General features: G+C 70.8%; 21 protein-coding genes and 1 tRNA gene. 8 read left to right on the top strand and 14 right to left on the bottom strand.

Annotated features, from left to right (window positions below):
• Nucleotides 1–63: 63 nt before the first annotated feature.
• The 5 genes from IE239_RS00925 to IE239_RS00905 all read left to right on the top strand — a co-directional run bounded on the left by IE239_RS00925 (nt 64) and on the right by IE239_RS00905 (nt 6,722).
• Nucleotides 64–1,383: an ABC transporter substrate-binding protein gene (locus IE239_RS00925; protein WP_190147255.1), complete on the top strand. Its 1,320-nt coding sequence runs from the start codon at nt 64–66 to the stop codon at nt 1,381–1,383.
• Between the two features lie 408 nt (nt 1,384–1,791).
• Nucleotides 1,792–2,784, top strand: a complete 993-nt coding sequence (locus tag IE239_RS00920; protein WP_190147254.1) for a carbohydrate ABC transporter permease — start codon at nt 1,792–1,794, stop codon at nt 2,782–2,784.
• Nucleotides 2,785–2,798: 14 nt separating this feature from the next.
• Nucleotides 2,799–3,719, top strand: coding sequence for a carbohydrate ABC transporter permease (locus IE239_RS00915; RefSeq protein WP_190147253.1), 921 nt, complete (start codon nt 2,799–2,801; stop codon nt 3,717–3,719).
• Between the two features lie 181 nt (nt 3,720–3,900).
• Nucleotides 3,901–5,349 carry a GH1 family beta-glucosidase gene (locus tag IE239_RS00910; RefSeq protein ID WP_190147252.1) on the top strand — a complete coding sequence of 483 codons (1,449 nt, stop codon included), beginning with the start codon at nt 3,901–3,903 and terminating at the stop codon, nt 5,347–5,349.
• Between the two features lie 317 nt (nt 5,350–5,666).
• Nucleotides 5,667–6,722, top strand: coding sequence for a LacI family DNA-binding transcriptional regulator (locus IE239_RS00905; protein ID WP_190147251.1), 1,056 nt, complete (start codon nt 5,667–5,669; stop codon nt 6,720–6,722).
• Between the two features lie 258 nt (nt 6,723–6,980).
• On the opposite strand, the gene IE239_RS00900 is transcribed toward IE239_RS00905, so the two are convergent.
• From IE239_RS00900 to IE239_RS00870, 7 genes are all read right to left on the bottom strand, one after another.
• The gene (locus tag IE239_RS00900; RefSeq protein WP_190147250.1) at nt 6,981–7,400 is read right to left on the bottom strand and encodes a PIN domain nuclease; all 420 of its coding nucleotides are present in this window, start codon (nt 7,398–7,400) and stop codon (nt 6,981–6,983) included.
• Entirely contained in the window at nt 7,400–7,642 is a 243-nt protein-coding gene (locus tag IE239_RS00895; RefSeq protein ID WP_190147249.1) for a type II toxin-antitoxin system VapB family antitoxin, read from the bottom strand. Before IE239_RS00895 ends, IE239_RS00900 begins: the two co-directional genes overlap by 1 nt.
• A 166-nt stretch (nt 7,643–7,808) precedes the next feature.
• Nucleotides 7,809–9,143 carry an endonuclease domain-containing protein gene (locus tag IE239_RS00890; RefSeq protein ID WP_190147248.1) on the bottom strand — a complete coding sequence of 445 codons (1,335 nt, stop codon included), beginning with the start codon at nt 9,141–9,143 and terminating at the stop codon, nt 7,809–7,811.
• Between the two features lie 274 nt (nt 9,144–9,417).
• A tRNA-His gene (locus tag IE239_RS00885) sits at nt 9,418–9,490 on the bottom strand.
• A gap of 139 nt (nt 9,491–9,629) precedes the next feature.
• The gene (gene orn, locus IE239_RS00880) at nt 9,630–10,232 is read right to left on the bottom strand and encodes an oligoribonuclease (RefSeq protein ID WP_190147247.1); all 603 of its coding nucleotides are present in this window, start codon (nt 10,230–10,232) and stop codon (nt 9,630–9,632) included.
• A 123-nt stretch (nt 10,233–10,355) separates the two neighbouring features.
• Nucleotides 10,356–11,591 carry a helix-turn-helix domain-containing protein gene (locus IE239_RS00875; RefSeq protein WP_190147246.1) on the bottom strand — a complete coding sequence of 412 codons (1,236 nt, stop codon included), beginning with the start codon at nt 11,589–11,591 and terminating at the stop codon, nt 10,356–10,358.
• Between the two features lie 377 nt (nt 11,592–11,968).
• Nucleotides 11,969–12,298, bottom strand: coding sequence for a hypothetical protein (locus IE239_RS00870; RefSeq protein ID WP_190147245.1), 330 nt, complete (start codon nt 12,296–12,298; stop codon nt 11,969–11,971).
• A 378-nt stretch (nt 12,299–12,676) separates the two neighbouring features.
• Here IE239_RS00870 and IE239_RS00865 point away from each other — a divergent pair, with 378 nt between their 5' ends.
• Complete coding sequence (locus tag IE239_RS00865) at nt 12,677–13,204, top strand: universal stress protein (protein ID WP_190147244.1); 528 nt, start codon at nt 12,677–12,679, stop codon at nt 13,202–13,204.
• Nucleotides 13,205–13,351: 147 nt separating this feature from the next.
• Nucleotides 13,352–13,918: a GPR1/FUN34/YaaH family transporter gene (locus tag IE239_RS00860; protein WP_190147243.1), complete on the top strand. Its 567-nt coding sequence runs from the start codon at nt 13,352–13,354 to the stop codon at nt 13,916–13,918.
• Between the two features lie 142 nt (nt 13,919–14,060).
• Here IE239_RS00860 and glmS read toward each other — a convergent pair whose 3' ends face one another.
• Nucleotides 14,061–15,878 carry a glutamine--fructose-6-phosphate transaminase (isomerizing) gene (gene glmS, locus IE239_RS00855; protein WP_190147242.1) on the bottom strand — a complete coding sequence of 606 codons (1,818 nt, stop codon included), beginning with the start codon at nt 15,876–15,878 and terminating at the stop codon, nt 14,061–14,063.
• Between the two features lie 24 nt (nt 15,879–15,902).
• Entirely contained in the window at nt 15,903–16,160 is a 258-nt protein-coding gene (locus IE239_RS00850) for a hypothetical protein (RefSeq protein WP_190147427.1), read from the bottom strand.
• Between the two features lie 186 nt (nt 16,161–16,346).
• Here IE239_RS00850 and IE239_RS00845 point away from each other — a divergent pair, with 186 nt between their 5' ends.
• Entirely contained in the window at nt 16,347–17,909 is a 1,563-nt protein-coding gene (locus IE239_RS00845) for a purple acid phosphatase family protein (RefSeq protein WP_190147241.1), read from the top strand.
• 92 nt (nt 17,910–18,001) lie between these two features.
• Here the strand turns inward: IE239_RS00845 and IE239_RS00840 are convergent, their stop codons facing one another.
• The 5 genes from IE239_RS00840 to desA form a co-directional block, all read right to left on the bottom strand.
• Complete coding sequence (locus IE239_RS00840) at nt 18,002–18,883, bottom strand: DUF4429 domain-containing protein (RefSeq protein ID WP_190147240.1); 882 nt, start codon at nt 18,881–18,883, stop codon at nt 18,002–18,004.
• A 102-nt stretch (nt 18,884–18,985) separates the two neighbouring features.
• Nucleotides 18,986–20,809, bottom strand: coding sequence for an IucA/IucC family protein (locus IE239_RS00835; RefSeq protein ID WP_190147239.1), 1,824 nt, complete (start codon nt 20,807–20,809; stop codon nt 18,986–18,988).
• Nucleotides 20,806–21,357, bottom strand: a complete 552-nt coding sequence (locus tag IE239_RS00830) for a GNAT family N-acetyltransferase (RefSeq protein WP_190147238.1) — start codon at nt 21,355–21,357, stop codon at nt 20,806–20,808. The genes IE239_RS00835 and IE239_RS00830 overlap by 4 nt, the downstream gene beginning before the upstream one ends.
• Nucleotides 21,354–22,637 (bottom strand): lysine N(6)-hydroxylase/L-ornithine N(5)-oxygenase family protein, encoded by a 1,284-nt coding sequence (locus IE239_RS00825; RefSeq protein ID WP_190147237.1) that lies wholly within the window; start codon nt 22,635–22,637, stop codon nt 21,354–21,356. The genes IE239_RS00830 and IE239_RS00825 overlap by 4 nt, the downstream gene beginning before the upstream one ends.
• A complete protein-coding gene (gene desA, locus IE239_RS00820; RefSeq protein ID WP_190147236.1) occupies nt 22,621–24,063 on the bottom strand; it encodes a lysine decarboxylase DesA in 1,443 nt (480 codons plus the stop codon). Before desA ends, IE239_RS00825 begins: the two co-directional genes overlap by 17 nt.
• Nucleotides 24,064–24,175 lie beyond the last annotated feature (112 nt).

Raw genomic sequence — 24,175 nt, 5'->3', positions numbered from 1 at the left:
AGCGTCGAACCCCGGCGGTCCGATTCCTGAGATCCCGTTCCCACTGGAACAAGGAGTAGTGGAATGCGCATCACCCGTACCAGCGGCGGTCGCGGCCGCAGAGCAGCGGCCCTGACCACCACGGTCCTGACGGCCTCGGCGCTGCTGCTGACCGGCTGCAGCGACGACGGCGACTCGGACGCCTCGGACTCCAACGGGAACATCACTCTCAAGTTGGCCGACTTCGGGCAGTTCGGCTACAAGGAAGCCGGCCTGTTCGCCAAGTACCACACGTTGCACCCGAACATCACGGTCCAGGAGGAGACCACCGCCAACGAGCAGGACTACTACCCGAAGCTTCTTCAGCAGCTGAACACGGGCAGCGGTCTGGCGGACGTCACCGGCATCGAGGTCGGCCGTATCAAGGAGGTCGTCGACACCCAGGCGGCCAAGTTCACCGACCTGAGCAAGACGATCAACGTGGCCGACTGGGTCTCCTGGAAGGAGAAGCAGGCCACCGCGAAGGACGGCACGGTCATAGGCGCCGGCACCGACATCGGCCCGATGTCCCTGTGCTATCGCAAGGACCTCTTCCAGCAGGCGGGCCTGCCGACCGACCGCGAAGCCGTCGCCGCGGCGGTCAAGGGCGGCTGGGAGGACTACATCAAGCTCGGCGAGAAGTTCAAGGCGAAGGCGCCCGCCGGCACCTTCTTCATGGACTCCGCGAGCGCCATGTACAACGCGGTCGTCGGTTCCTCCCCGAAGCAGTACTACGACGCGGACGGCAAGGCGATCTACAAGGACAGCCCCTCCGTGCAGCAGGCCTGGAACCTGTCCGCCGAGGCCGCTTCGAAGAAGCTGACCCAGGGTCTGCCGCAGTTCACCGACCCCTGGAAGGCGGCGCTGCGCAAGGGCACCGTGGCCACCGTGGCGTGCCCCGCCTGGATGGCCGGCCAGATCTCCATCAACTCCGGTGACGCCTACAAGGGCAAGTGGGACATCAGCCGTGCTCCCGGCGCCACCGCGGCCAACTGGGGCGGCTCCTTCCTGGCCGTGCCCAAGGGCGGCAAGCACACCAAGGAGGCCACCGAGCTGGTCAAGTGGCTGACGGCCCCCGAGCAGCAGGCCGCCGTGTTCAAGGCGATCGGCGTCTTCCCCTCCAACAAGGGCGCCTACGAGCTCGCCGACGTCAAGGACGCGAAGCTCCCGTACTTCAGCGACGCCCCGATCGGCCAGATCTACGCCGAGGAGGCCAAGGCCATCCCGGAGACCGTGCTCGGCCCGAAGGACGCCACGATCAAGGACACGATCTCCACGCAGATCAACAACATGGAGAAGCGCGGCACCAAGCCCGCCGACGCGTGGAAGGCCGCGACCGACACGATCGACAAGGTGATCGGCTGACATCCGCCGGTGCGGGCGGCCTCATGGGCTGCCCGCACCGCGTTGCGGCGCGCGGGGCCGGGTGGCGGCTCCCGCGCCGTGGGCGCGGGGGGCCCAGCACCGGGCCGGCCGTCCGAGCCCGGTCCGCTCCGCGACATCCGGCAGACACTGCGCGGACGTCGCGGCACCGTGTCGTCCGGGGCCGGTGACCGGTGACCGGTGAGTGGTGGCCGGAGTCCTGGAACGTGGCGGAGCCGCGTGACAGGCTCCGCGCGAGCGGGAAGCGTCACGTCGCCGCCGGGAGCCGGGCCGTCCGCCACCGGCCGCCCGCCACCGTGCCGATCCGCGCAGGCGGCGGAACGCGGCGCCGGCACGTCATCCCGCCTCCCGCCCCTACCCGGCCCAGACATCCAGGGAAGGACTCCCTCCGTGGCAACCACAACCCCTGTACGGGGTGCCCACACCCCGCCACCCGGCGGCTCCGGCGCCGCGTCGAACGGACCCAGCGCGTGGCGTACGCGGCTGTGGCGCTTCGACGACAAGGCGTCGCCGTACGCGTACATCGCCCCCTTCTTCCTCATCTTCGGCGCCTTCGGGCTCTACCCGCTCCTCTACACGGGCTGGATAGCCCTGCACCGGGTGGAGATGACGGGCCTCGACCAGTCCGAGTGGGTCGGCTGGGACAACTTCGCCAAGATCCTCCAGGACTCCGAGTTCTGGACGGCCGTCTCGAACACGTTCGTGATCGGCGTCATCTCGACCGTCCCGCAGCTCCTCGTGGCGCTGGGCCTCGCCCACCTGCTCAACTACAAGCTGCGCGCCAGCACCGTCTGGCGGACGGTGATCCTCACCCCGTACGCCACCTCGGTGGCGACCGCGGCCCTGGTCTTCGCCCTGGTCTTCCGGGCCGACGGCGGTCTGCTCAACTGGGTGCTCCACTTCGTCGGCTTCGGCGACACCGACTGGGGCGACGGCGAGTGGACGTCCAAGATCGCCATCTCGGTCATCGTGATCTGGCGCTGGACCGGCTACAACGCCCTGATCTACCTGGCCGCCATGCAGGCCGTGCCCACCGACCTGTACGAAGCGGCCTCGATCGACGGCGCGACGCGCTGGCAGCAGTTCCGCAAGGTGACCATCCCCTCGCTGCGACCGACGATCCTGTTCACCATCGTCATCTCGACGATCGGTTCCATGCAGCTGTTCGGTGAGCCGTTGCTGCTGCAGGGCGGCACGATCGGCGCCGTCGGAGGCAGCGAGCACCAGTACGAGACCCTCAGCATCTACCTCTTCAACTACGGCTGGAAGCTCGGGCATCTGGGCCCGGCGGCGGCCGTGGCCTGGGCCATGCTCGTCCTGCTGCTGCTCATCGCCTTGATCAACTGGATCGTCGGCCGGTTCGTGCGCAAGAGCGCGGCCTGACGGGAGCGATATCGATGACCACGACCAGTCCCACCAAGACCGCGCCGGACCTCGCCCCGGCACCGCTTCCCGCCTCCGCCGGCAAGAGCGGCGGCCGTTTCAAGCTCGGCGCCGGACAGCACCTCAACGGCGGCCCGTTCACCTACGCAGCCCTGGTCGTCGTCGGCCTGGGCTCGATCTTCCCGCTGTACTGGACGCTGGTGGCCGCCTCCCACGACCAGCAGCGGGTCCTCGACAGCCCGCCGCCGTTCCTGCCGGGCGGCCGGCTGTGGAGCAACCTCCAAGCGGCCTGGGAACAGGCCCACTTGGGCAAGGCCATCGTCAACAGCTTCATCGTGGCCGGCTGCATCACCGCGGCCACGCTGTTCTTCTGCACCCTGGCCGGCTACGCCTTCGCCAAGATGCGCTTCCGCGGACGTGGCGCCCTGATGACCGCGGTCATCGCCACCCTGACGATTCCGCCGCAGCTCAGCGTCGTCCCGCTGTTCATCCTGATGTCGGACATCGGGTGGGGCGGAAAGCTGGAGTCGGTGATCTTCCCGACCCTGGTCGGCGCCTTCGGCGTCTTCTTCATGCGCCAGTACCTGCTCGAGGCCCTGCCCTACGAGCTGATCGAGGCGGCCAAGGTGGACGGGGCGACCAACATCCGCATCGTCTGGAACGTGGTCCTGCCCGCCGCCCGGCCCGCGATGATGGTCCTGGGCATGCTCACCTTCGTGCAGGCGTGGAACGACTTCTTCTGGCCCTTCCTCGCCCTGAACCAGGAGAACCCCACCCTCCAGGTGGCGCTCGGCCAGCTCAGCGCCTCCTACACCCCCGACCAGAGCATCGTCATGGCCGGAGCGCTGATCAGCACGCTTCCGCTGCTGCTGGTCTTCGTCGTCTTCGGCAAGCAGATCGTCGGCGGCATCATGGCGGGCGCCGTCAAGGGCTGATCCCGGGCGACCGCCGGGGTGCCGGTCCGACGCCCCCGCACCCCCGGTCGCCGTTCCGCACGGCCCGCCCCGCACGCGGGCCGTGCCCGGCCGGGCGCCCAGAGCCGTGCCCCCGTCCGCTTCCCCCCATCGCCGGATCACCGTCCGGCCCTTCCTCTCGCCACTTGGGAGCGTTCTCTCCATGACTGCCGTACGAACCGAGACCAAGGCCGAGCCGGCCGCCGACACCTCCTTCCCGTCGGGCTTTCTCTGGGGCGCCGCCACCGCCGCGTACCAGGTGGAGGGCGCCGCCGCGGAGGACGGCCGGACCCCCTCCATCTGGGACACCTTCAGCCACACCCCCGGCAAGGTGCGCAACGGCGACACCGGTGACATCGCCGCCGACCACTACCACCGGTACCGCGACGACGTGGCGCTCATGAAGGACCTCGGCCTCGGCGCGTACCGCTTCTCGGTCTCCTGGTCCCGGGTCCAGCCCACCGGGCGCGGCCCCGCAGTGGAGCGGGGACTCGACTTCTACCGCCGGCTCACCGACGAGCTCCTGGAGGCGGGCATCACCCCCGTCGCCACCCTCTACCACTGGGACCTGCCGCAGGAGCTGGAGGACGCGGGCGGCTGGCCGCAGCGCGACACCGTGCACCGCTTCGCGGACTACGCGGAGATCATGGGCCGGGCCCTCGGGGACCGCGTCGGGCTGTGGACCACGCTCAACGAGCCCTGGTGCTCGGCGTTCCTGGGCTACGGCTCCGGTGTGCACGCCCCCGGCCGCACCGACCCGGCCGCCACCCTGCGCGCCGCGCACCACCTCAACCTGGGCCACGGCCTGGCGGTCGGGGCGCTGCGCGCGAACCTGCCGTCGTCCGCGCAGACCTCCCTCACGCTCAACCTGCACCAGGTGCGCCCCCTCACCGACCGCCCCGAGGACGCCGAGGCCGCCCGCCGGATCGACGCGGTCGGCAACAGGATCTTCACCGGCCCCGTCCTGGACGGCGCCTACCCCGAGGACCTGATCGCCGACACCGCGCACCTGGTCGACTGGGCGGAGCTGGTGCACGACGGCGACCTGGAGGAGATCTCCCGCCCCATCGACGTGCTGGGCGTCAACTACTACGCCCCGACCGTGGTCTCCTCCGGCGATGGCGCCGGCACCAAGAACGACGGGCACGGCGCGAGCGACCACTCCCCGTGGACCGGCTCCGAGCACGTCGGCTTCCACCTCGCCAACGACCAGCTCACCGCGATGAACTGGGCCATCGACCCCGAAGGTCTGCACACCCTGCTGACCGGCCTGGCCGCGTCGCACCCCCGGCTGCCGCTGATGGTCACCGAGAACGGCGCCGCCTTCGACGACTACGTCTCTCCCGAGGGCCGGGTGAACGACCCGCAGCGGATCGCCTACCTGCACGCGCACCTGGACGCCGTGCGGCGGGCGGTGGCCGACGGAGCCGACGTGCGTGGCTACTTCCTGTGGTCCCTGCTGGACAACTTCGAATGGGGCTACGGCTATTCGAAGCGGTTCGGCGCCGTCTACGTCGACTACTCCACCCAGCGCCGCATCCCCAAGGCGAGCGCCCACTGGTACGCCGAGGTGATCCGCCGCAACGCGCTGCCGGCCGCCGAGCAGCAGTGAGCCCGGTCCGTCCCGGAGCCCGGGCCCGCACCCCGGCCGGCCCCCGCACGTCGTCCTGAGGCGCCCGCCCGTCGTGCCGCGCCGCCCTCCTGCGAGCGTGCGTGCGCGGGCGTGCGGAAGGCGCGACGGGCGGCGGGGCCCGGCCGGATCTGGGGGACGGCTGCGGCGGACGCCGTCGTGGCCCCGGCCCTCCCCGCCGCGGCTCCTGTCGGCCCGGTGCGGAAACCGGCGGTCGGCGAGGGAGAATGGGCCGGGGAGGGCCGGGGCCACGACTGTTACATTCCTGGCCTGAATGCTGCGAACGGAAGGCGGCGACCATGGCGGTCAGCAGTGGGCGGAGCCGGGGCGGCCGCCGGCCGACCCTGGAGGAGGTCGCCGCCCGGGCCGGAGTCGGTCGCGGCACGGTCTCGCGGGTCATCAACGGCTCGCCCCGGGTCAGCGACGCGACCCGCGCGGCCGTCGAGGCGGCGGTCGCCGAACTGGGATACGTCCCGAACACGGCCGCCCGCGCCCTGGCCGCCAACCGCACGGACGCCATCGCCCTGGTCGTCCCCGAGTCGGAGACCCGCTTCTTCGCGGAGCCGTACTTCTCGGACATGCTGAAGGGCGTCGGGGCCGAGCTGTCGGACACGGAGATGCAGCTTCTGCTGATCTTCGCGGGCAGCGACAAGGAGCGCCGCCGGCTCGCCGAGTACCTGGCCGCGCACCGGGTGGACGGCGTCCTGCTGGTGTCCGTGCACGCCGACGACCCGTTGCCCGACCTGCTCGCCCAGCTGGAGATCCCCGCCGTGATCAGCGGCCCGAGGTCGGCGGCCGAGTCGCTGGCGTCGGTGGACTCCGACAACTACGGCGGCGGCCGCTCCGCCGTCGAGCACCTGCTGGCCCGCGGCCGCCGCGAGATCGCCCACATCACCGGCCGCCTCGACGTGTACGGCGCCCAGCGCCGCGTCGACGGCTACCGCGAGGCGTTGCGCGACGCGGGTCACGCGGCGGACGAACAGCTCATCGAGCCGGGGGACTTCACCGAGGAGGGCGGGCGCCGCGCGATGACCGCGCTGCTCGCCCGGCGCCCCGGCCTGGACGCGGTGTTCGCGGGTTCGGACGTGATGGCGGCCGGCGCCCGGCAGGTCCTGCGTGAGCAGGGCCGCCGCATCCCCGAGGACGTGGCGCTCGTGGGGTACGACGACTCGGCCATAGCCCGTCATATGGACCCGCCGCTCACCAGCGTCCGCCAGCCCATCGAGGAGATGGGCCGCAGGATGATCGACCTGCTGCTGTCGGAGATCGCGGACAGCCGCCCGACGGTGTCCCGGGGACCGGAGCGGCGGCAGGTGGTGCTGGCGACGAAGCTGGTGGAGCGGGCTTCGTCCTGACGGCAGGAGCGGCGGCCCGCGGCCCGCGCGCCGCGGGCCGCCCGCGCCGAGCCGACAGCGCGTCGGTCAGCTCATCGACGGCAAGCTCAAGGCGGCCGGACAGTTCACCGAGTGCGGCATCGAGCCGCTCAGGGCAACGCGGGATGTGGGCGACCCCGCCCGGCGGTGGACCGGTCCTGATGGCCTTGGCTCAGGCGACGGCATGCGGCCGGGGCTCCTCGTGATGTCGGCCGAACCCGTCGTCAGCATGTTCGATGCTCAACGGTCGGCACTGCCGGGCGGTACGACCCATTCGGCGGGTTGGCCGGTGAGGGAGGCGATCATGTCGAAGTCGCCGTCGTAGTGGAGGACTGTCCGCTGGTGCAGTTCTGCCGTGGCGGCGATCAGCAGGTCGGGGAGGGACAGTGCGCGGTGGAAGCCTGCGTCGAGAGCGTGGCGCTGGACTTCCAGGGCGCGCGCAAAGGTGTGGTCGTCGGTGTGGAGGTAGTCGAAGGCGTGGAGCCAGGTGCTGATCCGTGTTGCTTCTGAGCTGTCCCGTGCGGAGTGGATCATCTCGTACTCGGTTGGCCGGCACACGGCGAGGAGGCAGCGCTCATGCAGTGGCTTGAGCACCTCCTTGACGCTCGGCTTCGTCCAGCGGGCCAGGGCGGACTTGTCGACCAGGTAGCGGTCCTGCATCAGGCGGCCCGGTCGCCGTTGTGCTTGAGGGAGCCGTCTGCGTTGCGGGGCCCCGTGTTCTCGACGATCTCACTGAAGTCGAGTTCCCCGGCTTCGATTGCGTCGAAGCCCTCCTGGCGAAGGTGTCTCTTGACGGCGTCCTCCATGGCGAGGCGGACAGCCTTGGCCTTGGTCTTGGTGCCGAAGATGCGCATGGCCTCGGTGACCATGTCTTCGTCGAGGTCGATGACGGTTCTGGCCATGCGGATGGTCCCTTCCTGAATGCTTCCGTCCTGAAAACGATATCATTTGCTGGCGGTAGTGGATATCGTTTTGGTTGTGGGTGGGGACTCCGCACCCGGTTGCGAGGTGTCGCGCTGTTGCTGTGGTGGCTGCGAGCCGTATGTCTTCGAGGGCTCCGGTGTCCCCTCAGAACAGTTCCAGGTCCCCGCCGCTGGTGTCCGCGACGACTGGCCGGAACTGGGCGGGGAGGCCGTCCAGACGGTCAGGACCGGCCGCGGCGGCCACGGCGGGGGCCGTCTCCGCCAACCACACACGAAACCGCTCGGCGGCTTCGCGGTAGGGGACTCGCGCCAGGACACGGTGCTCGCCGGAGGGACAGAAGTCGACCGCGACAGTGAGCAGGCAGGACCGGGGCGCGTTCTGACTGCCCGTCCAGGACACGCGCAGGACACCGCAGGGCTCACGCCCGCGGGAGGCGCGGTGGGTCGGGCGCAGCGACCGGCAGGCTGTGTGGGCGGTCCATGCGGCGAGGTGCGGCAGTGGCAGGGTGGTGCGTGCGCGGCAGCCGGAGCAGCGGTGCCAGTGGGTGAGCCAGTCCTCGGTGTCGGTGTGGAAGAGGCGTGTGTAGCGGTTGGCCACGCGGATGTCGTTGCTGTACAGGTGGTCGGGGCGTTCCAGTGTGTTGCAGGACTGGCAGACGGGGGCGCGGACGTAGCCGTGTTCGTGGCAGTGGTCGAGGACTGCGGCCGGCCCGCTGCGGCAGACGGCGCACACCCACCCGGCCACCCTGCGGGAGGTGCCGGGCTTCCTGCTGAGCACCGAGTACAGCCGGCCTTCCAGCTCTCCGTCGTACGGGCGCAGCGAGACGGTGGGGCCCTCGGGGCTCGTCGTCCGCCGGGCGTCGGCGTCCGGGGTCTGCCGGGGGTGGGAGGGCGGCTCGGTGGCGGCCGCACCCGCCCGGCGGGTCCGCGCGGCCCGCACCCACCGCGTCTCGGCGTGCTCGGCCGCATCCAGCAGCCTGACCACGGCACGCGGCAGCCGCCACGTCCCCTCGCGGTTCCGCTCCACGAGTATCTGTCGCCAGTCGATCCCCGCCAGATGGTACGGCCGGCCGGCTTCGCGTCGTGCCTCCTGATCGAGGCCGTCCCGTTCCTGCAGTTCCCGCGTGATGCGCCGACGCCAACGAAGCGGTGTTTCCTCGTCGCCCTCCTGCCTCGGCGCCCGGCGGACCGGACCGACGCGGACCAGGTCCTGCCGGTCCATTCTGACCGCGTTCAGTTCCGCGGCCGCCCGGCGCACCTCGGCCTCCGGGACACTCCACTGGCCGCCGCTCGCCCTCACCGTCGCCACCACCTGGGCGCCGAGCAGGACGTACCCCGCCCGGGCGTGGGCAGGAGAGCGGGTGAATGCCCCAGGAGCCGTCGGCACATCGCTGTCGGCCGTCAGATCGACCCACAGAGCATCCGCGGCGACCAGGGTGATCAGACTGTCCGTGCGACCGGGCATGACACGCTCTGACATACCGACAGGCTAACGGCCTGCAACGCGGTGACGGGTCGCCGATCGTCTTGGTCGACGCAGAGGCGCCGACGTTGCGTCGGCCGCGGCTGAGGTGGCTCGGCTGCCGGCCCTCGACAACACGGCGAGCGTGCCGGAAGACCGGCGCTCGCACCTGGCTCATGTGATTCGCCGGCCCCTGCTCGAATCGCGGTCGGATGGGCGGGGGATCGGCCGTGGCCAAACGACAGATGGGCCCGTGATCTGCGTTTCCGCAGATCACGGGCCCATCTCCTAGGGTGAGTGACGGGACTCGAACCCGCGGCATCCTGGACCACAACCAGGTGCTCTACCAGCTGAGCTACACCCACCACGCCCGGCAGTTGGACTTTGTGGTCTCCCTACCGGCCGAGAAAAAGTGTACAGGGTCCGAAGGGGTGCTCGCGCACGGCTTTTCCCGAGGCCGTCCGAGCGTCGTTACGGCACCGACCCGGGCGTCGTCCCGGCGCCCTACGAGGCGGGCAGGACGTGCTTGGCCGCGATCGACTTCGCGGTGTCGGAGTCGGGGCCGGGCTGCGGCACGAAGACGGCCTCGCGGTAGTAGCGCAGCTCCGCGATGGACTCGCGGATGTCGGCGAGGGCGCGGTGGTTGCCGTTCTTCTCGGGGCTGTTGAAGTACGCCCGCGGGTACCAGCGCCGGGCGAGCTCCTTGATCGAGGAGACGTCGACGATCCGGTAGTGCAGGTAGTCCTCCAGGGCCGCCATGTCCCGGGCCAGGAAACCGCGGTCCGTGCCCACGGAGTTCCCGCACAGGGGCGCCTTGCCCGGCTCCTTCACATGCTCGCGCACGTAGGCGAGGACCTGCGCCTCGGCCTCGGCGAGCGTCGTCCCGCCCGCCAGCTCGTCGAGCAGTCCGGACGCGGTGTGCATCTGACGCACCACCTCCGGCATCGTCTCCAGCGCCCGGTCCGGCGGGCGGATGACGATGTCCACACCGTCGCCGAGGATGTTCAGCTCGGAGTCGGTGACGAGGGCGGCTACCTCGATGAGAGCGTCGTCGGACAGCGAGAGGCCGGTCATCTCGCAGTCGATCCACACCATGCGATCGTTCATGCGACCACCCTAAAGCTGACGTCGCCTTTTGAGGCGTCCCGTGCCCGGCGGCCTTGAGCGGGCGGGCACGGGACGCCGGGCGGGGCCGGGGCGTCCCGGCCCCGCCCGCCGTCCCGCGGTCGTTCACATGCCGCTGCGCTGCCCCGGCACGCTCGCCCGTGACGTCGCGTACGCCTCACGCGCGTGCTCGGACGGCAGGGACGCCGACGAGCCCATCGCCCCGGCCGTCGCGGTCGCCGTGCGCCGGATCTGCGGAGGCACCGGTCCGGGCGTCTCGTGGTGCAGCGACGGCGGCGGTGGCGGCGGGGAGGACGGCTCGCCGTCCGTCGGCCGTTCGCTCTGCGGCCTGCGGGCCCGGTAGGCCGCCCGGTACGCCGCCGGCGACGAGCCGAGCTGGCGGCGGAAGTGGCCGCGCAGGGCCACCGGCGAGCGGAAGCCGCAGCGGCCCGCGACCTCGTCCACCGAGTAGTCCGACGTCTCCAGCAGGCGCTGCGCCTGCAGCACCCGCTGGGTGATCAGCCACTGCAGCGGCGCGCTGCCGGTCAGCGACCGGAAGCGGCGGTCGAAGGTGCGCCGGCTCATGTAGGCGCGCGCGGCCAGCGTCTCCACGTCGAACTGCTCGTGGAGGTGCTCCAGCGCCCAGGCGACGACCTCGGCCAGCGGGTCGGCGCCGATCTCCTCGGGTAAAGACCGGTCGAGGTAGCGCTCCTGGCCGCCCGACCGGCGCGGTGGCACCACGAGACGCCGGGCCAGCGCGCCCGCCGCCTCGTTACCGTGATCTGTCCGCACGATGTGCAGACACAGATCGATTCCGGCCGCGGTGCCGGCCGACGTCAGCACGTCGCCGTCGTCCACGAAGAGCTCTCGTGGATCCACGTGGACGGACGGATAGCGCTTGGCCAGCGTCGGCGCGTACATCCAGTGGGTCGTGGCCGGACGGCCGTCCAGCAGACCCGCGGCGGCCAGCACGAACGCGCCGGTGCACAGGCCCACTATGCGGGCCCCCTCCTCGTGCGCCCGGCGCAGCGCGTCGAGCGCGTCCTCCGGCGGCGGCGAGGTGATCGAACGCCAGGCGGGCACGACGACCGTGCCCGCCCGCGATATCGCCTCCAGGCCGTGTGGCGCGGTGAGTTCCAGGCCCCCTGTGGTCCGCAGCGGGCCTTCTTCGCCGCCGCACACCAGCAAGCGGTAGCGCGGCACGCCGGCGTCCTGGCGGTCAATCCCGAACACCGACAGCGGAATGGAACTCTCGAATATGGGGCCGCCGCTGAACAGCAGCACCGCGACGATCTCCTTGCGGCGTCGCCCGGACAGCTTCCGGGCCACGGCTTCCGGCGCGGCAGTGGAGTCGTGGCTCATCCTGCTAAGCCCCCCTCGGTGGTCGCGGCTCCTCGGTTGTGTCGCTCCTGCACGTTTCCCCTTGGTCCTGCACGTGTCCCCCGCCGTAGACAGTCAAGATCGAATCTACTGTGTCGCATGATGCCGGCGTGGCCAGTTCGCCACCCGGCAGATTGTCGACATGGCAACTTGGCGTGAAGCATTCGATCACGAAGCGTTGCACTCGTGGGCCGTGCAGGGAAGTGCGCCTCGGTGCGGTGGCCAATCCCCGTAGGGTGCACAGGCCCCCGAAGGTCCTTTCCGTGCAGGTGGAACGGGGGGTGGGGGGTGGTTACGGCAAGAGATGCACACTTACCGGAAGTTGGCTGAAAACAAGCGGGTCCGTGCGTGAAAACCGGTCAACCGACCGGTGAGTTTCCTCCGGGGTGACGACCGCGCCGATGGGACCCCGTTCCGGTGCGCCGACGGCGCTCCCGGTCGTGCGCCCCGGGCGCGGGCTCGTCGGTGAGCAGCCGGGCCGCGCACCGCTCGGACCGGCGCAGCAGCACCCGGCAGACGGCCGTGACGGCGGCGAGGCCGAGGGCGGTGCCGGCGGCCCCGGCGAGCGAGGCGCCGTACCAGAGGAGGACCACCGGGACCAGGACGCAGGCGAAGGCCGCCCAGCGGATCAGGTCGGCCGTCCGGTCGTCGCCGGGGCGGGGCTCGGGGGCGGGGCGGGGCGGGCGCACCGGGCGGGCTCCTTCCTGGGCGTCGGAGGTGCGGCGAGTGGCGGCGGGCTGGGTGGGGCGGGCGACAGCGGGGTGGTGAGGCGGCGGGCGGGGCGGCGGTGCACGGGGTTCAACGCCTGTTCGAGCGGTCGGTCACTGCCGGGAGAGGTTCCGGCTCGGTGAACCCTGTGCAAACCGCCTGTACGGGGCAGCAACCATTGCGTTACGGGCGTCCGCTCGTGCATGCTCCCTGGAACCCCCACCGGGGGCGTGCGGGCTCTGGGCCCAGGAGGCGTGCGGCCGTACCCTTGGGGGTATGGGGCCGGGAAGACGATTCCCGGACACCTCCGCCGCTCACCGCCGTCCCCTACGTACAAGGATCGATACGCCGAGACAGCCATGGCCGGTCACGAATTCTTCGAACCCGCGGACCGCAAGCGGCCCGTCGCCGATCACACGGCGGCCGAGCCCCTGGCGGCCGAAGAAGCGCGTCGTTCCTGCGACCCCGCCTTCAAGCACGGGGTGGTCGTCGGTTTCGACGGCTCCACGTCCAGCGAGCGAGCTCTCGCATACGCGATCGGCATGGCCCATCGCTCCGGGTCGGGCCTGATCATCGTCCATGTCGCCAACCGGCTGCCCACCACGGTGTGGGCGGGCTGCGAGCCGCCCGTCTTCGTCGACGTGCCCGACCATCGCACCGAGGTGCTCGGTCTGGAGCTGGCGTGTGCGGACTACCTCGCCGAGGTGCCCTGGATCCTCGTCGAGCGCGGCGGCGACATCTGCCACGAACTCGAGGAGGTCGGGCGGGAGTACGAGGCCGACGCGATCGTCGTCGGGTCCACGCACGGCCTCGTCGGCCGGCTCTTCGGCTCCGTCGCGGGGCGGCTCGCCAAGCGCGCCAAGCGGCCCGTCATCGTCATCCCGTAACTCCCCGTCTCCCCTGGTGGGTTGAGATCCGGGCGCTTCGGCCCCCCTGTGCGCGTGACACGAAACTACCGGCGCGTAGAGGTGTTTGTGCCTTTGTGAAGGGCATATATCGCTCACACAACTGCACATGCATGAAGGGAGCCCACCGTGGACAACGACGTCTCTGCGGGAAGCGGCACCACCACGATCGCCGGCCGACTCGCCCTCGGCGTCACCCTGTTGGCCTTCGGGCTGGGGTACACCGACCTCATCGACGGCGTGACGGCCGGGGACGCCGTGTCCGTCGCCCGCTACGTGGGCGGCGTCGCGCTGTTCGTCGCCGGCCTGTTCGCCCTCCGGGACCGGGACGCGGCCACCGGCACCGCCTACACCGTCCTGGGCGCCTTCTGGTTCACCTGGGCGGTGTCCGCCGGCGCCCAGGTCTCCGACAACGCCGCAGGACTCTTCCTGCTCCTGTTCGCCCTCGTGGCACTGTCCCTGACCCTGGCCGGCGGCGACCAACTGGGCCAGGCTGCCTACGGGTTGTTCTGCGTGGCCCTGGTGCTGACGGCCGTCGCCCGGTTCGCCGGCAGCGACGGACCCGCCAAGGCGGGCGGCTGGTTCGCCGTCGCGGCGGGCGCGGTCGCCTGGTACGCGGCGACGGCGGCCCTGGCGCACTGGCCCACGGCGCTCCCCCGACGTGCTGCCCGTCCCGGTGTGACGGCCGCGGGCTGAACCGGCAGCCGGCGCCGGGGAGTCGGGCGTCCCCGGCGAACGGAGCGGGCCCCCCGTGGCGTCACGGGGGGCCCGCTCTCTTCGCCGGCCGCCGAGGGCCGGTGAGGTTCGCCGGCGCGGTGCCCCGAGCCTTCGCGGGCGACTACTCGACGGTCACCGACTTCGCCAGGTTGCGCGGCTTGTCGATGTCACGGCCCAGCGCCTTCGCCGTGTAGTAGGCGAGGAGCTGGAGCGGGATGCCCATGAGGATCGGGTCGAGCTCGTCCTCGTTCTTGGGGACGACGATCGTCCGGTCGGCCTTCTCCTGCTCCCGGTGGGCGACCGCGACGATCTTTCCGCTGCGGGCCTTGATCTCCTCCAGGGCCGCCCGGTTCTTCTCCAGCAGGTCGTCGTCGGGGACGATCGCGACCGTCGGGAGCGCCGGCTCGATGAGGGCCAGCGGGCCGTGCTTGAGCTCGGAGGCCGGGTAGGCCTCGGCGTGGATGTACGAGACCTCCTTGAGCTTCAGCGAGGCCTCACGGGCGACCGGGTAGCCCCGGACGCGGCCGATGAAGAGCATCGAGCGGGCCTCGGCGAGCTCCTCGGCCAGCTTCTCGATCTCCGCCTCCTGCCCCATGATCTCGGCGATCTGCGCGGGCAGCCTGCGCAGGCCCTCGATGATCCGCTTGCCGTCGCGCACCGAGAGGTCGCGGGTGCGGCCCAGGTGCAGGGCGAGCAGCGCGAAGGCCACCGTCGTGTTGGTGAAGCACTTGGTCGAGACGACGCAGACCTCGGGGCCGGCGTGCACGTAGACGCCGCCGTCCGCCTCGCGGGCGATCGCCGAGCCGACCACGTTGACCACGCCCAGCACCCGCGCGCCCTTGCGCTTCAGCTCCTGGACGGCCGCCAGCACGTCGTACGTCTCACCGGACTGCGAGACGGCGATGTACAGCGTGTCGGGGTCCACGACCGCGTTGCGGTAGCGGAACTCGGACGCCGGCTCGGCGTCGGCGGGGATGCGGGCCAGCTCCTCGATCATCTGGGCGCCGATCATGCCCGCGTGGTACGAGGTGCCGCAGCCGAGGATCTTCACACGGCGGATCTGGCGCGCCTCGCGGGCGTCCAGGTTGAGACCGCCGAGGTGCACGGTGGAGAAGCGGTCGTCGATGCGGCCGCGCAGCACGCGGTCCACGGCGTCGGCCTGCTCGTGGATCTCCTTGTGCATGTAGGTGTCGTGGCCGCCCATGTCGTAGGAGGCGGCCTCCCACTCCACCGTGGTCGGCTCGGCCGTGGTGCGGGTGCCCTCGGTGGTGTAGGTGCGGAAGTCGTCGGCCTTGAGGGTGGCCATCTCGCCGTCGTCGAGGGTGACGATCTGGCGGGTGTGGGCGACCAGCGCGGCGATGTCCGAGGCGACGAACATCTCCTTCTCGCCGATGCCGAGGACGACCGGGGAGCCGTTGCGGGCCACGACGATCCGGTCGTTGAAGTCGGCGTGCATCACGGCGATGCCGTAGGTGCCCTCGACGACGCGCAGCGCCTCGCGGACCTTGTCCTCGAGCTTCTCGGCCTGGGCGCGGGCGACGAGGTGCACGAGCACCTCGGTGTCCGTCTCGGAGAGGAACTCGACGCCGTCGGCTTCGAGCTTCCTGCGCAGGTCGGAGGCGTTGTCGATGATGCCGTTGTGGACGACGGCGACCTTGAGGTCGGCCGACATGTGCGGGTGGGCGTTCACGTCGGAGGGGGCGCCGTGGGTGGCCCAGCGGGTGTGGGCGATGCCGGTCGTGCCCTTGAAGCGCGCCGGGACCTTGGCCTCCAGGTCGCGCACCCGGCCCTTGGCCTTGACCATCTTCAGGCCGGGCGACTTCGGGGAGGTGACGACCAGGCCCGCGGAGTCGTACCCGCGGTACTCCAGGCGCTGCAGGCCCTCCAGGAGCAGGGGCGCGACGTCACGCTTTCCGATGTATCCGACGATTCCGCACATGTAAACGTATCCCCAAGCCTCGGTTCAGCCGTAGACGATGCGTCGCAGTTGCCTGAGCGTGAGCTCGGGCGGCGCCACCGCACGGTATTTCAGGTCCGCCTCGATCCGTTGGAAGATCTCCGCGTTCACCAGGCCCTGGGCCTGGAGCTCGCGGTGGCGGCGACGGACGAAGTCCTCGGTCGTCTCGTCGAAGTAGGCGAGCACGTCCTGGATCACCCGCAGCGCCTCGCCCCGCTGGAGGGGCGTGGAGCGCGTCAGGTGATCAACGAGTTCGTCGTGCACCCGGTAGATCCTGGAGTACGCGAGCCGGTTTCGCAAGAAACGTGCCCGATTTCGGGCAGGCCGATGTTAAGAAGCCTTGGCAGAACATTGAATGTGTGATGAGCCGTTGTTCGCGAAGCGTCCATTCGGCGTCTTGCGCCCCGTCGCCCGGGGCGACGAGTTTCAGACGTCATGGACACTCCTCGCATGGGCGTACCCGAGCAGCTCGCCGACCGCATGAGCATGGCCGAGCAGCACGAGTACCTGCGCGCCAGGTTCTCCCGGCGCACGATGATCAGAGGCGGCGCGGTCACGCTGGGCGCCGTTACCGGTGGCGCGTTCGTGACCGGCGCCACCGCCCAGGCCGCCGTGCCGACCCGGCCCCTCTCGCACACCGAGACCGTCGACGGCGCGCTCGTCGCCCCGTTCGGCCGCCACCTCGCCTACGGCAACGACCCGCGCACCGAGATGACCGTCTCCTGGCAGGTCCCGGTCGCGGTCAAGAAGCCCTTCATCCGCATCGGCGCCCACCCCTGGGACCTCTCCCGCAAGATCGAGGCCGAGGTGCGCACCCTGTACACCCCGGCCGGCGTAGGCGCCAGCGGGGACCACACCCAGTACTACCTGCACGCCAGGCTCACCTGCCTCAAGCCCGGCAGGACCTACTACTACGGCGTCGGCCACGCGGGCTTCGACCCGGCCGCACCGCACCTGCTGGGCACGCTGGGCACCTTCACCACCGCTCCTGCCCACAAGGAGCCGTTCACCTTCACGGCCTTCGGCGACCAGGGTGTCAGCTACCACGCGCTGGCCAACGACAGCCTGATCCTCGGCCAGAACCCGGCCTTCCACCTGCACGCCGGCGACATCGCCTACGGCGACCCGGCCGGACAGGGCAAGACCTCCGACACCGTCTTCGACTCGCGCACCTGGGACCAGTTCCTCGCCCAGACCGAGTCCGTGTCCAAGTCGGTGCCGTGGATGGTGTCGTACGGCAACCACGACATGGAGGCCTGGTACTCGCCCAACGGCTACGGCGGCGAGGAGGCCCGCTGGAGCCTCCCGGACAACGGGCCGGACAGGAAGAACCTGCCGGGCGTCTACTCCTTCGTCCACGGCAACACGGCGGTCATCTCGCTGGACCCCAACGACGTCTCCTTCGAGATCCCGGCCAACCTCGGCATCTCCGGCGGCACCCAGACCACGTGGTTCGAGGCGCAGCTGAGGAAGTTCCGCGCCGCGAAGGACATCGACTTCGTCGTCGTGTTCTTCCACCACTGCGCGTACTGCACGTCCACCGCGCACGCCTCGGAGGGGGGCGTGCGCCAGGAGTGGGTGCCGCTGTTCGACAAGTACCAGGTGGACCTGGTCATCAACGGCCACAACCACCAGTACGAGCGCACCGACGTCATCAAGGGCGACAAGGTCGTCAAGAAGCTCCCGATCGGCGGCACGGCCTACCCCGAGACCGAGGGCGTCGTCTACGTGACGGCGGGCGCGGCCGGCCGCAGCCTGTACGCGTTCTCCGCCCCGGACTCCTACGAGGGGCACGAGCACGAGGTCGACTCCGTGGCCTCCTTCGTCAACCTCAAGGACGGCAGGAAGAACGAGACCGTCACCTGGTCGCGCGTCCGCTACCTCAACTACTCGTTTCTCCGCGTGGACGTCACCCCCGCGCCCCAGGGCCATTACACGACCCTGAAGGTCCAGGGCATCGCGGAGACGGGCGACCGGATCGACCACTTCACGGTGGCCCGCAAGGCAAAGTAGCCGCGCAGCCGCGCAGCCGCGCAGCCGCGTCGGCGCGCCCGGAAGGCGGGGCGCGCCACCCGGCGCCGGCCGGCCGGCGCTCCTCGCCCGCGCTACAGGCGCTTGAGGAGCGCCTGTTTGGCCAGGGCGAACTCGTCGTCCGTCAGGACGCCGTCGCGGTGCAGTTCGCCCAGCTCGCGCAGCCGGCGCAGCAGCGCGTCGTGGTCGCCCTCGGCGGCAGGACCCGGCAACTGCGGCCGTGCGGTGCCCGCGGCGGTCGCGGCGCTCGCGGCCGTGGCCGGATGCGGGAGCCGTGCTTGCACGGCCGCCGCGACCAGAGCCATCAGAGGGTCCTTCCTGAAGCCCCACAGCTCCACGGCGTTCGGGTCGTACTTCGGCGGGGTCGTGGCGGGCGTGTGCCGCGGCCGCAGCCGCAGCGCGCCGTTCTCCAGCCCCACCGCGGGCTGCCACTCCACGCCCTCGAGGTCCGCGACCGACAGCGTGCGGGGTCCGCCGGCGGCCTTGGCCTCCTCCGTCTTCCAGTTCCACTCCAGCCGTACGGTCTCGCCGTCGAAGCTCGCCGTGCCGTCCCCGGCGGAGACGGACAGGGGCACGGAGGGGCCGGGGAGCAGATAGGCGTCCACCGGGTCGGCCGGGACCTCGTCCAGCAGCAGTGCGCGGCGCACCTCGTCCACGAAGTACTCGGCGACGCCGTACCGGTCGGACTCGACGAGCAGCTGGTACGGATCGTGCGGCTCGGCCAGCCGGCCGCCGGTCGCCTGGAGCAGCGGATCCGCCCCGTCCCGCAGCCGTAGTCTGAGCCGCCCGGCCTTCTTGCCCTGTTCGAACGACACCCCGGCCAACGCCCTCAGCGGGACGACGAGTTCACCCAGCTCCCGGCGCAGCAGCCCGACGTTCCTGTCCCGGCCCGGGGTCAACCGCAGTGCGTCGCCGTCGAAGATCCACGTGCCGTCCCGCTGCAGGATTTCCGCCATGCGGGGATTGTTCCACCGCTCACGGCCGGGCACACGGCGGTCCGGCCGGGCGCACGGCGGCGGGCTCCCCGGGGACCGTACCCGGGGAGCCCGCCGGCCTGATCAGAACCCCGCGACGGGATTCCTCAGGGTCCCGACCAGCTGGAGGGCGCCCGACGGGTCGGCCAGGTCCACCATCTGCCGGTTGTCGCGCAGTTGGAGGCGGTTGAGGCAGGACAGGGCGAACTCGGGGGCGAACAGGTCGTACCGGCGGAACCGGTCGGCCAGTGCGGGGTTCGCCTCCTGGTAGGCGCGGGTGACCTCGGCGACCGTGCGCCAGAAGTCGTCCTCCCGCAGAACGCCCTCGGCGGCGAGACCGGCCGCGAGGAAGCGGAAGAAGCAGTCGAACACGTCCGTGAAGATCGACAGGAGCTTCGTGTCCTCGGGCACTTCGACGCGGATGCGCCGGACCTCGGGCGGCAGCACCGCGTCCGGGTCCATGACGGCGATCTCCTCGGCGATGTCCTTGTAGACCGCCCGCTGCACGACGCCGTCCTTCAGCACCAGGATCGTGTTCTCGCCGTGCGGCATGTACACCAGGTCGTAGGCGTAGAAGCTGTGCAGCAGGGGCGTGTAGTAGGCCTGGAGGTAGGCGCGCAGCCAGTCCGCCGGGGCCAGGCCCGAGTGCTCGATCAGCGCGCCGGCCACCGACCGTCCCTCGTGGTCCACATGGATCAGCGAGGCCATGGTGGCGAGGGACTCGCCCTCCCGCAGCGTCGGCACCGGGCTCTCCCGCCACAGCGCCGCGAGCATCTTGCGGTACGGCGAACGGCGGTCCGTCGCGGCTTCGTACTCCAGGTGCCGGTAGCCGACGGCCGCCCGCTCGCGGATGATCGTCAGGCCGGTCGACCTCAGCACCGGGTCGTTGTCGACGAGCCGGGCCAGCCAGTCGTTGATGGCCGGGGTGGCCTCCATGTAGGCGGCCGAAAGCCCGCGCATGAAGCCCATGTTGAGCACGGACAGGGCCGTCTTGACGTAGTGCTTCTCGGGGTGGGTCCGGTTGAAGAAGGTGCGGATGGACTGCTGCGCCAGGTACTCGTCGTCGCCCTCGCCCAGGCACACCAGGTGCTCGCGGGCGATCTCGGCCGCGAAGGTGACGGTGAGCTTGTTCCACCACTGCCAGGGGTGGACGGGGATGAGGAGGTAGTCGGCCGGGTCCAGGCCGCGCTCACGCAGGACCGCGTCGAACCGGTCGACGGTCGCGGCGCCCAGTTCCTCGCGCACGAAGGACTCGTACTCGATGCCGGCGCCGGCCGTGAACGCGGCGCGGGAGCGGTGCGCGGCCAGCCACACCAGCCGGACCGGGCTCGCCGTCTCCGGCGCGTACGACAGGTACTCGTGGATGCCGAAGCCGAGCCGCCCGTTGTTGGCGACGAAGCAGGGGTGGCCCTCGGTCATCCCGGTCTCGATGGTCTGGAACCCGCCGCGTACCAGCTCCGCCGAGGTGGTCTTCGGCTTGCCGAGCTTGTAGCAGATGCCGGAGACGGTGGAGGAGATCTCCTCCAGATAGACCGGCAGGACGTCGTCGCTCAGGCCCAGGGACGACTTCAGCTCGGTGAAGAAGTCCAGTGCCTCGACGGGGAGTTCGGCGTCGCCGCGGGTACGGGTGATCGAGTCGGCGTCGACCTGCCAGTGGTCGAGGGCGCGGCGGACGGCGGTGAAGCGGTAGGACGTCAGCCCGTCGTCGCTGCGGACGACGTACCGGGCGCCCGCCTCCCCGGACGGGGCGGGTTCCCCGGACGTGAGGAGTTCCTCCGGCGTGAGGAGTTCCTCGGGCGTGACGAGCCGCTCGTGGGCGAACTCCGCCAGGGCCTTGCGGACCAGCAGACGGTTGGCCTTCGTCCAGCGCTCGGGGGAGAGGTGGGCCACGGCGTCGGCGATGCTCATGCCGCCACCCCCGTCGCCGCGGTGAACCGCTCACGCGTGCAGAAGCTCAGCAGCGCCCGCTTCTCCGGTTTCCGGATCTCCCGCTCGGGCACGAAGCCGACGGCCTCGTTGAGCGCGTGCACGGCCGTGTTGGAGACGTCCGGCTCGACGACGACGCGCCGCACCGCCGGGTCCGCGAAGAGGTGCGCCACGACGGCGGTGATCACCGCGCGGGTGAAGCCGTGCACCGGCCGGTCCGTGGGGGCCACCAGGAAGTGCATGCCGACGTCGCCCGGGAGCGGTTCGTACAGGCCGGCCAGCTCACGGTGGACGGGGTCGTAGTGCTCCATCAGGAACGCGGGCTCGCCGTCGTGCAGTCCGAGGAGCGCGTGGTGGTGCTCGTCGGCGGCGATGTCCGCGTAGGCCCGCTCGACGTCGACGACCGTGGCGTCCTGCATCATCCAGTAGGCGGCCTTGGGGTGCGTCACCCAGCGGTGCAGCAGCTCGGCGTCGCGGAGCGGGTCGAGGGGACGCAGGGAGAGGCGGCCCACGGCCGCGGGGGTGGTCATACGCCGAACTCCTGGAAGGCGATGGTCTTCTCGACGGGGTAGTACTCGCTGCCGAGCAGCTCGCGGATGATGTAGCTGTTGCGGTAGGCGCCCATGCCGAGGTCGGGCGAGGTGACGCTGTGCGTGTGCACGCCCGCGTTCTGCAGGAACACGCCCCGGCCGGTGGTGTCGATGGCGTAGTTGCGGCCGACGTCGAAGTTGCCGTGGGCGTCGCGGCGCAGCCGGTGTGCGATCGGCGCGAGGAACTCGGGCTCGGCGTAGTGGTAGCCGGTGGCCAGCACCAGCCCCTGGCTGCTCAGCTCGAAGTCCCTGCCCTGCTCCTCCTGGCGGAAGGACAGGGTGTACGTGCCGTCGGCGTGGCTCGCGCCGGTGAGCGCCGAGTTGGTGAGGAGCCGGGTGGGGACGGGCGCGGCGAGGCTCTTCTGGTAGAGCAGGTCGAAGATCTCGTCGACGAGAGCGCCGTCGATGCCCTTGAACAGGCCCTTCTGCTCGGCGGCGAGGCGGTAGCGGGTCTGCTCCGGCAGGGCCCGGAAGTAGTCGACGTACTCCGGGGAGGTCATCTCCAGGGTGAGCTTGGTGTACTCCAGCGGGAAGAAGCGCGGGGAGCGGGTGACCCAGTTCAGCCGGTAGCCGTGCACGTCGATCTCGGAGAGCAGGTCGAGGTAGATCTCGGCGGCCGACTGCCCGGAGCCCACCAGGGTGATCGACTCCTTCTTCTGCAGCTCCGCCTTGTGCTGCACATAGCGGGAGTTGTGCAGGAAGTCGCCGCCGAGGCCGGCGCAGGCCTTTGGGACGTACGGCGTGGTGCCGGTGCCGAGGACCAGGTGACGGGCGCGGTGGACGTCCCCGTCGGTGGTCCGCACCGCGTACAGCGCGTCGCCCTCGTCGTAGGTCACCTCGGCGACCGTCGTCGAGAAGCGCACGCTGGTCAGCTTGTTCGCGGCCCAGCGGCAGTAGTCGTCGTACTCGACGCGCAGGGGGTAGAAGTTCTCGCGGATGTAGAACGGGTAGAGCCGGCCCTTCTCCTTCAGGTAGTTGAGGAAGGAGTAGGGGGACGTGGGGTCGGCGAGGGTGACCAGGTCCGACATGAACGGGGTCTGGAGGTGCGCGCCGTCGAGGAACATCCCGGCGTGCCAGGCGAAGTCGGGCTTCGACTCCAGGAAGAGGCCGTCGAGTTCGGCGATGGGCTCGGTCAGACAGGCCAGTCCGAGGTTGAAGGGGCCGAGTCCGATTCCCACGAAGTCATGGACGGTGTGCGGGGATTCAGCAGGCGCGGTCAAGGGACTCTCCCAGGTACTGCTCGGCGTGGCCGGCGATCAGGTCGAGGACGGCGGCGATGTCGTCGGTCGTGGTCTCGGGGTTGAGCAGGGTGAACTTCAGGTAGTGGCGGGCGCCGACCTTGGTGCCCGCGACCACCGCGTCGCCTGAGGCGAACAGGGCCTTGCGGGCGTGGAGGTTCGCGCGGTCGATCTCGGCCGGGTCGGTGACGTCGGCGGGTACGTAGCGGAAGACGAGGGTGGACAGCGACGGCTGCACGACGACGTCGAAGCGCGGGTCGGCGGCCAGCAGGCGCCAGCCGTCGACGGCCAGGTCGCAGACCTCGTCGAAGAGCCGGCCGATGCCGTCGGCGCCCATCGTGCGCAGGGTCATCCACAGTTTGAGGGCGTCGAACCGGCGGGTGGTCTGCAGGGACTTGTCCACCTGGTTGGGGATGCGCTCCCGCACCGTGCGGCGCGGGTTGAGGTACTCGGCGTGGTAGGTGGCGTGGCGCAGCGTGCCCGCGTCGCGCACCAGCACGGCGGAGGAACTAACGGGCTGGAAGAAGGACTTGTGGTAGTCGACGGTGACGGAGTCGGCTCGCTCGATGCCGTCGATGCGGTCCCGGTACTTCACGGAGGCGAGGAGCCCGCAGCCGTAGGCGGCGTCGACGTGCATCCAGGCGCCGAACTGGGCGCACAGCTCGGCGATCTCGGGGAGCGGGTCGATGGAGCCGAAGTCGGTGGTGCCGGCGGTGGCGACGACGGCCATGGGGACGAGGCCGTCCTTGCGGCAGCGCTCGAGTTCGTGGGCGAGCGCCACGGTCTGCATGCGCTTGTCGTGGTCGACGGGGACGGTGACCACGGCTTCGGGTCCGAGGCCGAGCAGTTTCGCCGACTTCTGTACGCTGAAGTGGCCGGCGTCGGAGGCGAAGACGCGCAGTCGGGCCAGGGAGTCGGACTTCGCCTCCTCGCGGGCCAGCAGCAGGGCCTGGAGGTTGGACTGGCTGCCGCCGGAGGTGAACACCCCGTCGGCGGCGGGGCCGAGGCCGACGCGGGCGCACGTCCAGTCGATCAGTCTGCGCTCGATGAGGGTGCCGCCGGCCGACTGGTCCCAGGTGTCGAGGGAGGAGTTGACGGCGGACAGGACCGCCTCGCCCAGCACCGCGGGAATGACGACCGGGCAGTTGAGGTGGGCGAGGTAGCGGGGGTGGTGGAAGTAGACCGCGTCGCGGAGGTAGACCTCCTCCAGCTCGTCCAGCACGGCGGCCGTGTCGCCCAGGGGCCGGTCGAGGTCGATCCCGTCGACGCGGGACGCGAGGGCGTCGACCGTGACGCCGGTGAACGGACGGTCGGTGGCGGCGAGTCTGGCGGCCACCCGCTCCACTCCTTCGGTCACGGAGCGGCGGTAGTGCTCCGCGGTCGTGTCATTGAGCAGGTGCGAGCGCATGGTGGGGGTCCTCCGGGGGTGGGGACGGGGGCCTGGGCGGGGCGGTTCGGGCGCGGAACCGGGGCGGTTCGGGGGCAGAACCTCAGATCAACTTAGGTAAGGCTAGCCTAAC

The sequence above is a fragment of the Streptomyces humidus genome (assembly GCF_014649655.1).
In the GTDB taxonomy this organism is placed as follows: domain Bacteria; phylum Actinomycetota; class Actinomycetes; order Streptomycetales; family Streptomycetaceae; genus Streptomyces; species Streptomyces humidus.
Note: the sequence above shows the minus strand (reverse complement) of the source record. Positions and strands in the feature narration are given on the sequence as shown.

Excerpts from the sequence above, each read along its gene's own strand:
- IE239_RS00925 (WP_190147255.1), top strand. The coding sequence starts at position 64 with ATGCGCATCACCCGTACCAGCGGCGGTCGCGGCCGCAGAGCAGCGGCC.
- IE239_RS00915 (WP_190147253.1), top strand. The coding sequence starts at position 2,799 with ATGACCACGACCAGTCCCACCAAGACCGCGCCGGACCTCGCCCCGGCA.
- IE239_RS00910 (WP_190147252.1), top strand. The coding sequence starts at position 3,901 with ATGACTGCCGTACGAACCGAGACCAAGGCCGAGCCGGCCGCCGACACC.
- IE239_RS00905 (WP_190147251.1), top strand. The coding sequence starts at position 5,667 with ATGGCGGTCAGCAGTGGGCGGAGCCGGGGCGGCCGCCGGCCGACCCTG.
- IE239_RS00900 (WP_190147250.1), bottom strand. The coding sequence starts at position 7,400 with ATGCAGGACCGCTACCTGGTCGACAAGTCCGCCCTGGCCCGCTGGACG.
- IE239_RS00895 (WP_190147249.1), bottom strand. The coding sequence starts at position 7,642 with ATGGCCAGAACCGTCATCGACCTCGACGAAGACATGGTCACCGAGGCC.
- IE239_RS00890 (WP_190147248.1), bottom strand. The coding sequence starts at position 9,143 with ATGTCAGAGCGTGTCATGCCCGGTCGCACGGACAGTCTGATCACCCTG.
- orn (WP_190147247.1), bottom strand. The coding sequence starts at position 10,232 with ATGAACGATCGCATGGTGTGGATCGACTGCGAGATGACCGGCCTCTCG.
- IE239_RS00875 (WP_190147246.1), bottom strand. The coding sequence starts at position 11,591 with ATGAGCCACGACTCCACTGCCGCGCCGGAAGCCGTGGCCCGGAAGCTG.
- IE239_RS00865 (WP_190147244.1), top strand. The coding sequence starts at position 12,677 with ATGGCCGGTCACGAATTCTTCGAACCCGCGGACCGCAAGCGGCCCGTC.
- glmS (WP_190147242.1), bottom strand. The coding sequence starts at position 15,878 with ATGTGCGGAATCGTCGGATACATCGGAAAGCGTGACGTCGCGCCCCTG.
- IE239_RS00845 (WP_190147241.1), top strand. The coding sequence starts at position 16,347 with ATGGGCGTACCCGAGCAGCTCGCCGACCGCATGAGCATGGCCGAGCAG.
- IE239_RS00840 (WP_190147240.1), bottom strand. The coding sequence starts at position 18,883 with ATGGCGGAAATCCTGCAGCGGGACGGCACGTGGATCTTCGACGGCGAC.
- IE239_RS00835 (WP_190147239.1), bottom strand. The coding sequence starts at position 20,809 with ATGAGCATCGCCGACGCCGTGGCCCACCTCTCCCCCGAGCGCTGGACG.
- IE239_RS00830 (WP_190147238.1), bottom strand. The coding sequence starts at position 21,357 with ATGACCACCCCCGCGGCCGTGGGCCGCCTCTCCCTGCGTCCCCTCGAC.
- desA (WP_190147236.1), bottom strand. The coding sequence starts at position 24,063 with ATGCGCTCGCACCTGCTCAATGACACGACCGCGGAGCACTACCGCCGC.